We start from the raw sequence: 11630 nt of genomic DNA, 5'->3' as shown, positions 1-11630 counted from the left end.
AAGAACCAATTCTATCATTAGTAAATAATGTTGCAAAAAGTAATAAGGCTGTTCGTGCTGGTTTAATATCACGGTTATTATCAAAACATGGCAAAGCATTTACTTGGCGTTTACAACTTGCTTTTACTTCTCGAAATAAAGGTAAATTTACTTTAACAATTATTTTATTTTTCTTTTCATCATTATTGTTAATCTTAATGTTAGGAGCAACAAATATTGCCAAATCAATTACCGGTGGGATGTTTAATATGTTAAATAGTAAATTAGATCATACTTTAACATTTAATAATTTTCCCCGAATTAACGAGAATGGACAAGCAAACGGACAATTGACTATTAGCGATCAAGATTATCAACAATATGATTTTAAGTTTAAGTCTTATCATAATCTTAGTGATATTACAAAAACTAATCAGACTGCCACAACCTTTCATAACGCCTTTAATAAAATTGATCCAACTTCACCAATGGCAGGACAACAATATATTGCTTTACTACAAAAATATAAAGTTCAAGATCAAAGCGGGGATAATCAATATTTGTATCTAAAAGATTTAAAAACAATTTTCAGTCTAATGAGTACGAATAATACTTTTTATCAAAATAAATTTGATCCAAGTATTTATCCAAATTTAATGAGCTTAATGTTAAATGCAATTATGATGGATGATAATGCTAATTCAGTTGTAACTTTTAATGACTTCTGATATAACCCCAATCAAGAAACAACTTTCTATTCGCTTCCAGTTATTTTAGATAGTAATCTTGATGAACCAAGAATGACAATTAAAGGAATCAATAACAATGGTAATATTGGAGGATACTATAATAATGCATTGAATTGAGAAGGAATTTCGCAACAACAAATCGATAAAATTTTTAATCCAACAAATACACCAAATAAAATTAAAGGATTAATTTCTTATAAATTAGCACGGAATGCTAATTATAAAATTGGTGATACTTTCAAAGTAAAAACAGAGACACCAAATAAAACTAGTGTTGAAGTTGAGATTATTGGGATTATTAAAAATAATACGGTTACTGATGACATTTATACTAGTTATGATAATGTTATGCATAATTTGTTTGTTGCAAATACAATTGATCCAAAACAACCAGAGACAAATATTTACAATGGCTTGTATTCACAACAAAAAATGTATGAGGGTAAAATTAATTTAAAAAACATGGCAGAATCAATTAAAAATTTAAAATTCATTGGGAATAATTTAGTAATTGCTGCTAGTCATAATCAATCAATTTGAGATGCCTTACTTAATATTGATACAAAAACAGTAACCGCAACTCTAATTAGTGGAATGGCAGGAACAGGATCAACAGGAAAAGATTTTGGAATGTTACCGTTAAACATTCTTCGAACTTCAGTTGATGATATGTTAACAAAAATGAACAGTTCAATGTTAATGTTTGAACTATTAGTTGTGTTAATTATTTTAATCTTGTTAGTAGTTGTTGTGATGGTTATTATTGATGAATTAATTCCAATTATTTTAACAATGAAAGCAATTGGATATAATAATGGCAAAATTAACTTTGTTGTTATGGGTAGTTATGTGATCGGGGTTATTATTACCTTTATTGTTGCTTGAGTTGTTTCAATCTTAATTTGGCAAGGCCTTGGGATTTTAATCTACAATCTCTTTAAAATTGTTTTAAATATTCCAATTGATATTAAAGGACCATTAATCGCTTTAGCTATTATTACTATCATTTTATTGACTTCATGATTTACTGCAATGAACTCAATTAAAAAACACCGTGTAACAGAAATTACTAATTAAAATTACTTTGTCATAATTAAAAAAACAATCAAAATAACTTTAATAATAGTATTATTAAAGTTATTTTAATGCTGTTTAAATTAATATTAAAAATAAAGGCAATTTATTGAATTTATAATCATTTTTTATTAATATTTACTTAATGACTATTAATTAAAGAAGGAACTAAAAAGATGAAAATAGGGAATATTGATATTAAAGGGCAAGTTTTCTTAGCACCAATGGCAGGAATTACCAATGAGGCATTTCGGATTATTTGCCATGAGTTAGGAGCAGGATTAGTTTATGCTGAGATGGTTAGTGATAAAGCAATTTTGCAACGAAATGAACGAACTTTGCAAATGATTAAGGTAAATAAATTAGAACACCCAATCTCAATGCAAATTTTTGGGACTGATGTTGAAACATTTGTTGAAGCAGCTAAATATGTTGATCAAAACAGTGATTGTGATATTATTGATATTAATATGGGTTGCCCAGCACCCAAAATTGCAATTAAATCACAAGCGGGTTCATTTTTATTAAAACATCCACAGCGTGTTTATGAAGTTGTTAAAGCAGTTGTTGAAAATGTTAGGAAACCAGTAACTGTTAAAATTCGTATTGGTTGAGATGAAGAAAATATCAATTGTGTGGAAATTGCAAAATATTGTGAACAAGCGGGAGCAAAAGCAATTGCAGTCCATGCTCGAACACGTAATCAGTTTTATTCAGGAAAAGCTGATTGAAGTTGAATTAAAAAAGTAAAAGAGAATGTTAGTATTCCAGTGATTGGAAATGGTGATGTTTTTAGTTGTGAAGATGCTAAACGAATGTTAGATGAAACGGGTTGTGATGCCGTTATGCTTGCTCGTGGTGCACAGGGGAATCCTTGGATATTTAAACAAATTCAACATTTTCTTGATACCGGTGAAAAAATTGAGCAACCATCGTTAGATGAATGACAAAGCATCATTTTCCGTCATGCGGAATTATTATTAAATTTAAAAGGAGAACGTGTTGCTGCTAGTGAAATGCGAAAGAATTTAGCATTTTATTTTAAAGGAAAACCAGAGGCAACAAGCTATAAAACACGAGCTACACAAATAAATACAATATTTGAGTTAAAAACGCTTGTTAATGAATATATTGACTATTATAATAATAATAATAATTTTGTTAAATAATAAAAGGAGAGTTAAAATGGAAAAACGCAGTTTTACAGAACAAGAACAAATTAGACGTGATAAATTAGAAAAGTTAATTAAAGATGGCCATAATCCTTTTATAATTGCAAAGTTTGAACGGACACATACTAGTAAAGAGGTTAATGAACAATTTAATAGTTTATCAAAAGAAGAATTAAATGCAATTGATAATAAAGCAATAGTAAAAATTGCTGGACGAATCAAAACATTTCGTGAAGCAGGGAAAGCTACTTTTGCAACCTTACAAGATCAAAATGGGATTTTTCAAATTTATGTTCGTAATGATGAAATTGGCGATGCAAAATACCATGAATTTGTTGACTTTGATTTAGGTGATATTATTGGTGTTAGCGGAGTAATGATGAAAACGAATACTGGTGAGTTAACAGTTCGTGTAAAAGAATTTGTTTTATTATCAAAAGCTTTACGTCCATTACCAGATAAGTATTATGGAATGACTGATATTGAGGAAAAATATCGTCGTCGTTATGTTGATTTAATTATGTCAGCTGAAACAAAAGATATTTTTATTAAACGAAGTAAAATAATTGCTTTAATGCGTGACTTTTTTAATAACAAAGGATATTTAGAAGTTGAAACCCCAGTTTTACAACCAATTCATGGTGGAGCTGCAGCAAAACCATTCACAACACATCATAATGCCTTAGATATGAATTTCTATTTACGTGTAGCAACTGAACTACCATTAAAACGATTAATTGTTGGTGGTTTTGAGGGGGTTTATGAAATTGGTCGTTTATTTAGAAACGAGGGGATGGATACTCGTCACAATCCAGAATTTACAACCGTTGAAATTTATATTGCATATCAAGATATGAGTTTTTTAATGCAATTAACAGAAGATACAATTTGTTATATTGCAAAAAACATTTTAAATAAAGATGAAACAGAATATGATGAGGTGACAATTTCATTTAAACAGCCATGAAAGCGCTGACATATGATTGATGCAATTAAAGAGATTATTGGTGTTGATTTTTGAAAACCAATGACTTTTGAAGAAGCAAAAAAAAATGCGAAAGAGAAAAATGTTGTTATTGAAAAATTTCATAATTCAGTTGGACATATTATTAATTTATTTTTTGAAGAATTTGTTGAAGATAAATTAATCCAACCAACATTTATTTATGGTCATCCTGTTGAAGTTTCACCATTAGCAAAAGCAAATGCCCAAGATCCACGTTTTACTGACCGTTTTGAATTGTTTATTAAAGGTCGTGAATATGCTAATGCTTATTCAGAATTAAATAATCCCGTTGAACAATATGATCGTTTTGTTAGTCAGTTAGCAGAACGTGATAACGGTAATGATGAAGCACAAGAGTTGGATATTGATTTTGTTGAAGCATTGGAATATGGAATGCCACCAACGGGTGGTTTAGGAATTGGGATTGATCGTTTAGTTATGTTATTAACAGAACAAGACTCAATTAAAGATGTCTTATTATTCCCTCATATGCGACCAAGAGGAAAATAGGTGATTATATATATGGCATACGATATCCAAATTGGATATAGTTCAATTTTAACATTACGAGAAACAGTAGAGGCAATTAGTTTAGTTAAGCGTGAATTGGTTCGTCGTTTTATTATTCAATTTAATCTTTTAAAAGTTGATGCGCCTTTAATTAGTAGCGAAGAAAAAGGTTTAAATGATGATTTTCAAATGACAGAGCGCCCAATTGATTTTGACATTTCACCAAGTAATTTAGTTGGTGAAATTTTGCAATCACACAATAAATGACGAAGAAGTGCAATTGTTCGTTATGAATTAAATGAAAATGAAGGAATTCTAACAACAGCAATGGTGCTTCGTCGTGATATTAAACAATCAAATAGCCAGGCCGTAACTTTTAGCGAAATTGGATTTGATTTATTATTGGATGAGGAAAAAATTACACTATTAAAAATTCAAGAAACAATTGATAAAGCGATTAATATTATTAGTGAAGTTGAAGATATTTTATTATTAAAATTTCCACAATTAAATAAAAAATTTGGAAAGAAATTAAATTGAACAAGTAATACTGAATTGCAAAAGGCGATGCGATTATTAAGCCACCATGAACGCTTAAACCGTTATACAAGAGAACATGGGGCGACAATTTTATATGGTTTAAAAAAAGTTATTACTAACAACATAATTGAAATTAGTGAATCACAAGATGTTTTTAATTGAGAATTATATGCAAAAATTTTTGTTTATGATTTTGTTTTAGAAAAAGCAATTTGTATTGGTTATTGTGCTGCTAGTGTTAATCGTGATGTTTTAAAAGAACAATTAGCTGTGTCAAAAGAAACAATTAAATTAAAAACAGAATATGATGCGAAAGTAGCAAAAGATGAATTGCCAGTAACATTATCATTTGGTCTTTATAAATCACAGTTAGATTTATTTTTATTAGAAAAACAACATATTGGTGAAGTAATTGCTTCCGTTTGGAGTGATGATTTTTTAAAATATGCTGAAAAAAATGGAATTGATATTTTATAAATGAAAAATTATACGGTAATTATTGTTGCAGCAGGGAATTCATCACGCTTTAAACAAAAAAATAATAAATTATTATATCAAATTAATGATAGTAATACCGTTATTGAAGAAACCTTAGCCTTGTTCTTAAGTGATCCTTTTTGTACGGAAATTATTGTTGGTGTTAATGATGAAATACTAAACTTTTTATTAAAGAAAAATTATCAAGATCAAAGGCTTCAGTTTGTCCTGGGCGGATTAGAACGAGTTGATACAATTCATCATTGTTTAACTAATCATAAAATTAAAAATGAAATGGTAATGATTCATGATGGTGTTCGTTGTTTTGTTAGTTTAGATTTTATTAATAAATTAAATCAAACTTTTTACAAAGAAAATTATGAAGTTTTAATTCCAATGTTACCAATAACAGAAACACTTAAAAAAGTTAATCATTTTTTTGTTGAAAAAACAATTAACCGTGATGAGTATTTTACGATTCAAACGCCACAAGTTTTTAAAACAGTGTTATTATATAATGTTTATGATGAATACTTTCGTACGAAAAATAAAAAAATAATTTATGATGACAGTTATTTAGTTGAATTATTTGCCAAAAATACAAAGATTCATACAATACTGGGGGAAAAGCAAAATATTAAAATAACTTATTTTGATGATTTAAAATTATTAAATTTAGGTAAATAAACCTTACAATTATAACTAATATAAGGTATAATTGACAACGAGTTAATAATGCTTTGATGATGATTATTAGCTCCTTGTCCGAATAGGACCTAGACCAAGAGGAGGAAAATAAAGTGCGTAAGTACGAAGTTATGTATATCTTAAATCCAGAAGCAGCGAATTTAGACGAATTAGAAGGTCGTCTACATAAAATTTTAGAAGCTAATGGTGGAAAAATTGAAGAACACGGTAAATGAGGGATTAGAACTTTAGAATATCCAATTAAAAAGAAAACAAAAGGATACTATGGTGTATTAATTGTTAATACGACCTCAGAAAATATTGATGAGTTTGTTCGTATCAGTCACATTAAGCAAGATGTATTACGAATTTTAGTAATTAATACTGAAAAAGAAAAAGGATATATTCAATCAACTGTTTATGCAAAAACAGAAGTTAAGAATGATAAGCCAGACCGTGAACGTAAACCGGGAAATAAAAGACCAGATTATTATAGACGTAATGAACAACGCGTTGAAGGTGAAGAACCTAGAACAACAAAACCAGTTGAAGCAAAAGAATAATTTAGGAGGGTGAAAGAGGTATGTTAAATCGAGTTTCATTAGTAGGAAGAATAACACGTGATTTAGAATTAAAAAATTCTGTTAATAATAAACCATTTGTGGCTTTTACCTTAGCAGTAAATAATAATTTTAATGATCAAGCATCATTTATTTCATGTTTTGCTTGAAATAAAACAGCAGAAAATATGGCCCGTTATTTAAAAAAAGGTTCATTAATTGCTTTAGATGGTCGTTTACAAACAAGAACAGATAATGTTAATGGACAAATGACAACAATTATGCAAGTAATTGCAGAAACTGTTTCGTTTTTAGATTCAAGAGGGACAGGGACTACGGCTAATATGGGAACCCCAACACCAAATTCTAATGATCTTAATAATATGACTTCTTTCAATCAAACAGAATCACAAGATAATAATGATAGTATTAGTTTTGATGGTGATGATGCAATTTTATGAGATTAAAAAGAAAGGAACCAAATAATGAATCCAAAATTTAAACGTTTTAAAAAGCAATGTTATTTTACAAAAAATAAAATAACATATATTGATTACAAAGATATTGAATTATTAAAAAAATTTATTTCTGGTAATGGGCAAATCTTGCCGAAGAGAGTTACTGGAACAACATCTAAAAATCAAAGGATGTTAGCAATAGCAATTAAAAGAGCACGTCAAATGGCATTATTACCATTTGTCATTGATTAAAATACTTATAAAAATAAGTATTTTTTCTTTTTTAGTGTAGAATTAATATGCTGTAAGGCATAATAAAAAGTTAAGGGATGACATTATGATAGAGAATCCAAAATTTAGTGATGTTTTTAAAACAGAAGCAAAAGAAAAAAAGGGAAGAATCGGTTGCAAATAATTAAGTACATCTTAATTTGTTTTGTGCCATTTTTGTATGGTTTCATTTGTGCGTGAGCTTTTTGAAATCCATTAGCTAAAATTGGAAGCATTCCGATGGCAATTGTTGATAATGATAATCCACCTTGTGTAGCTTATGTTGTTAAAAAAACTGGTGCTGATGAAAATAATTTATTAACTTCACCATTTGTTGAATATTTGTATGTTAATACTGTAGCAGAATGTCAGGAAAAAAGTCAAGAATGGTTNGATAANTAANNTNNAAANATTNNATNAAAANANNNATAAANNANAATAGACTTCTTGCATTACTTGTTAAAAAATTGCAAATATTTGTAAAAAAGATACTAATAGAAAAATATAATTTTAATTAATTATGTTTTTTATTTAAAAATTTAATATTTTTCCACAACGAAAAATTAATTTATTATTTAAATTATTTAATTTTAAATAAATATTTTATGTTAAATATAATAATTGTAAATTATAAATTGAGGCAATTAAATTAAATCTTAAACCAAATCTTTTTCTTCGATTACGATATTTTTCTGTAATAATTTTAAATTTTTTAAGAATAGCAAAAATATTTTCAATAATAATTCTCATTTTTGAAACTAGTCTATTATATTGCTTTTGTTCTTTGTTTAAAGGGTTTTTCTTTGTTTTCTTTGTAGGTATTAGAACATTATTGTGATTTTTTTGTATTCCTTGATAACCACTATCAACTATTAATTTGGTATTTTTTAAAATTGGGATTTTTGATTCTTTAAATAAAGCATAATCATGTTTTTTTCCGAGCGAAAAACTTGTTGCAATAATTTTTTTGGTTTCTTGTTCGATAATTACTTGTGTTTTGATCGTGTGTTTTTTCTTTTTACCAGAATAAGATTGTTTTTGTCTTTTTTTGGGCGTTGGATTGGAGTTTCGGTAGCATCAATAATAATAGTTTTATCATTAAAATAATCATTTATTAGTGCTTTTTTACCAGCAAGTTGTTGAAAATCAGAGTTTTTAATTAAAATATCTTCAATTCACTTAATATTACGATAACAATTAGCCTCACTAATATCAAAACTTTTACCAAGATGAAAATAAGTCTGATATTCTCGTCAATATAATAAAGTCATCAATAATCTATTTTCTAATGATAATTTATTAGTTTTACCACCTTTTTTAAATTTTTCTATTTCAGCAACTTTTAAAATATCTAACATTTTATTAAAAGTGGATTTTTTTATTCCTGTTAATCTTAACCATTCTCTATCATTAAGAGTATTAAATTTATTATTGTTCATATTTTTATGTCCTCATAAATTATATTTTATAATAATATTTTAATAAAAAAGGGTATCGCAAGAAGTCTATTATAAAAATTNATATTNCAAAACTACTATTAATATGACCCTTAATAAAAATATTCTTATTTTTATTAAATCCTACTTTAAAACAATTATTTCATTACTAATAATTTCAATAATAACTTATAGACAGTGTGTAATACAAAAATAAACAACAAAATTATTTAATCAACTCACATAAAAGCTAGTGTGCCATAGCTAAGATATATGATCAGTAATAATAAATATTAAAATCCTTTAACCATAACACGGAAAAAGTTTAAAATCTTAATGATAACAAAAATACCAAATGGAATTAAAATAATTCACGCATCACCTAAAAAGGTCATTAATTGTGGTAATACAGCATAAATTGCTTCTTTAACTTTCATCATTGCTTGNCCTAANCCACTTCAAATAGAACCCATTCCATCTGAAATAGTAGGTTTATCACCAACTGCTAAAAAATTAATTGCTGTTGTTAAATACATACCTAACATTATTTCTTATCCTCCTTATTTTCAATTTCTTTTTTATCTTTTTTCTTTCCTCGAATTTGGCGAATTTTTTGATAAATTGATAAACCAATTCANGCAAAAATACCTAATATAATAACAACACTAAAAATTGTCGTTAATCAAACTGGCATAATATATCTCCTTTCAATAAATTAAAAAATTGAAATTTGCAAACTCGNTCNGCTCGTTGTCGCTTTGCTCCATTAAAAAACATTNTTGAATAAATTATCCGCTAATAAATTACGCGGAATAATTTATTCTTTNACTTTTTAATTTCAATATCNTTTGCAATCTTATTGACAGTATTAATAACANTATCTTTACCATACTTTTTCACTAACGACCNCAAAATCAAATATTGCTTTGTTTGCATAATTCCAACCTCCTATAATTAACTTAAAAAAGTTAACTAAATTGATAGTTAACTTTTTATGGTTTGGCATTTACAATTTACATTAAAAACTATTATTAATAGTTTTAAGAGATTTTGCTTTTAAAAAAGTAATACGGATAAAAATGCTAATACTAAAACAAATAAAAATTCAAAATGTTATTGATTAAAAAATATTATTCATTAGAGTAATAAATTTATAAAACTTACTATCAAATAAAAAATCTGTTAACATTTTTATCGTTCTCATTTTTACATAATATAATTTTACAAAAAAAGCAAAGGGGTACCCCTGCTTTATTTTAATAAAATTAAACTATTTAAGTTCAACTAAAGCACCTGCCGCCACTAATTGACCTTTAATTTCTTCAGCTTCTTCAGATTTTACTTTTGATTTAATTACTGCTGGTAATTTATCAACTATTGCTTTCGCTTCCATTAATTCTTTTCCAGTAATTTCTCTTACTAATTTAATAATTGCAACTTTAGATGCTCCTGGATCTGTTAAAACAATATCAACTTCTGAAGGTCCCGCTGCTGCTCCACCTTCTGCTGGTGCTGCGGCAACTGCTGCTGCAGCAACAACGCCAAAATGATCTTCAATTGCTTTAACTAATTCATTTAATTCTGATAATTTCATTTCTTCTAATGCTTTAATAATATCATCTTTTGATAATGCCATAATATTTTCCTCCTCATTAAGAATTACATTTTTATAAAATATTGAATAAATTAATTACTCACTTTTCGCTTTAGCAATTTCTTTAACCGCTATCGCGAACATACGTAATGGGTATAATAAGCTTGATGCAAACATTGCAAGTAATTCGTCTTTTGTTGGCAATAAAGCAATTTCAATAATTGCTTTTGTATCCAAGACTTTACCTTCATAAATTCCGGCTTTTAATTTTAAAGCTGGATGCGTTTTTGCAAATTTTGCCAAAGTTTTTGCGGCAGCCATCTGTTCTCCTACACCAAACGCAAAAGCATTAGGACCTGTTAAATAATGATCTAATTCTGCAAATCCCGCTTCTTTAGCAGCCAAGCTCACTAAGTTATTTTTATATATTTTAATGGTTACATCCTGTTTTGTAAGCATTCTTCTTAGTTCTGTAAATTCAGCAACTGTTAATTTTTGATATTCAACAACAACTGCTGAGTTAGCAGTTTTGAAGTTATTAACAATTTCACTAACAACTGCTGTTTTAATTTTCATTGCTGGCTTCATTCTTTGCCTCCCCATAATAATTCAATAAAACAAAGGCAATTAACCAAATAGATTAATTGCCTGAAACATTATAATAATATAAAAACATGTAACTGTTCAATATCTCAATAATGCCTTGGCAACATAATTAAGATTTAATAAAAATCCGTTGCTGTCTCTGGTATTTTGATGACTAAGGTATAATACCAAGAATTATCATATTATAATTTTTCTTAAAAGTCAAATAATTATTATCATAATAAAAACCTTTTTCCATATATTGTACTTTCTTCATAAACAAGTAAGTATTTATTTTAAACAGAAAAAGGTCTTATTATCAGCCTTACAATATCACAATGTAAAACTTGAAAATATTTTTTACATAATTATTAATTTTCTTCATAAGTTTTTACACTAGCAAGATTATAAATTAAATTTTAACTAAATTTTGATAAAAAGTTAAAAATATGTGGAGTAACTAATAACTCAATCTTTGAATTTTTTCCACTTATTTCTGTTGTTTTATAAAAAACATCTTGCACAACTCATCC

General features: G+C 27.3%; 13 protein-coding genes and 1 other annotated feature. Of the genes, 8 read left to right on the top strand and 5 right to left on the bottom strand.

Translation table 4 applies throughout. The features are described from left to right. From TS70_RS04860 to rpsR, 8 genes are all read left to right on the top strand, one after another. Positions 1-1805, top strand: a 1805-nt coding sequence (locus tag TS70_RS04860) for an FtsX-like permease family protein (RefSeq protein ID WP_334199112.1), incomplete at its 5' end; no start/stop codon positions are given. Positions 1806-1978: 173 nt separating this feature from the next. Then, positions 1979-2971: a tRNA dihydrouridine synthase DusB gene (dusB, locus tag TS70_RS04855; protein WP_198049566.1), complete on the top strand. Its 993-nt coding sequence runs from the start codon at positions 1979-1981 to the stop codon at positions 2969-2971. Positions 2972-2987: 16 nt separating this feature from the next. Then, positions 2988-4490: a lysine--tRNA ligase gene (lysS, locus tag TS70_RS04850; protein WP_198049565.1), complete on the top strand. Its 1503-nt coding sequence runs from the start codon at positions 2988-2990 to the stop codon at positions 4488-4490. Between the two features lie 12 nt (positions 4491-4502). Beyond that, the gene (locus TS70_RS04845; protein WP_040092433.1) at positions 4503-5507 is read left to right on the top strand and encodes an asparagine synthetase AsnA; all 1005 of its coding nucleotides are present in this window, start codon (positions 4503-4505) and stop codon (positions 5505-5507) included. Then, a complete protein-coding gene (locus TS70_RS04840) occupies positions 5508-6194 on the top strand; it encodes an IspD/TarI family cytidylyltransferase (protein ID WP_198049564.1) in 687 nt (228 codons plus the stop codon). A 113-nt stretch (positions 6195-6307) separates the two neighbouring features. After that, positions 6308-6757, top strand: coding sequence for a 30S ribosomal protein S6 (gene rpsF / locus TS70_RS04835; RefSeq protein WP_198049563.1), 450 nt, complete (start codon positions 6308-6310; stop codon positions 6755-6757). A 20-nt stretch (positions 6758-6777) separates the two neighbouring features. After that, complete coding sequence (locus TS70_RS04830; RefSeq protein WP_040092439.1) at positions 6778-7221, top strand: single-stranded DNA-binding protein; 444 nt, start codon at positions 6778-6780, stop codon at positions 7219-7221. Positions 7222-7236: 15 nt separating this feature from the next. Next, entirely contained in the window at positions 7237-7464 is a 228-nt protein-coding gene (gene rpsR, locus TS70_RS04825) for a 30S ribosomal protein S18 (RefSeq protein ID WP_174842689.1), read from the top strand. Positions 7465-8085: 621 nt separating this feature from the next. On the opposite strand, the gene TS70_RS04815 is transcribed toward rpsR, so the two are convergent. From TS70_RS04815 to rplJ, 5 genes are all read right to left on the bottom strand, one after another. Then, positions 8086-8921 (bottom strand): IS5 family transposase gene (locus TS70_RS04815; protein ID WP_105628856.1). Its coding sequence is split into 2 segments (ribosomal slippage): positions 8086-8525 and positions 8525-8921, totalling 837 coding nucleotides; the frame shifts between segments, so codons are not numbered across the junction. A 290-nt stretch (positions 8922-9211) separates the two neighbouring features. Continuing rightward, positions 9212-9463, bottom strand: coding sequence for a hypothetical protein (locus TS70_RS08640; RefSeq protein ID WP_040092696.1), 252 nt, complete (start codon positions 9461-9463; stop codon positions 9212-9214). Beyond that, positions 9463-9612 (bottom strand): hypothetical protein, encoded by a 150-nt coding sequence (locus TS70_RS08635; RefSeq protein ID WP_004027793.1) that lies wholly within the window; start codon positions 9610-9612, stop codon positions 9463-9465. Before TS70_RS08635 ends, TS70_RS08640 begins: the two co-directional genes overlap by 1 nt. Positions 9613-10188: 576 nt before the next feature. Further along, entirely contained in the window at positions 10189-10554 is a 366-nt protein-coding gene (rplL, locus tag TS70_RS04800) for a 50S ribosomal protein L7/L12 (protein ID WP_232332489.1), read from the bottom strand. 54 nt (positions 10555-10608) lie between these two features. Next, entirely contained in the window at positions 10609-11100 is a 492-nt protein-coding gene (rplJ, locus tag TS70_RS04795; RefSeq protein ID WP_040092452.1) for a 50S ribosomal protein L10, read from the bottom strand. Positions 11101-11120: 20 nt separating this feature from the next. Next, positions 11121-11279: a sequence feature (ribosomal protein L10 leader region), on the bottom strand. Positions 11280-11630: the final 351 nt, after the last annotated feature.

This window comes from Spiroplasma sp. hyd1, assembly GCF_016082235.1.
Taxonomy (GTDB): Bacteria; Bacillota_I; Bacilli_A; order Mycoplasmatales; family Mycoplasmataceae; genus Spiroplasma; species Spiroplasma poulsonii.
The sequence above is the reverse complement of the archived record's forward strand: the minus strand, read 5'-3'. Positions and strand labels throughout refer to the sequence as shown.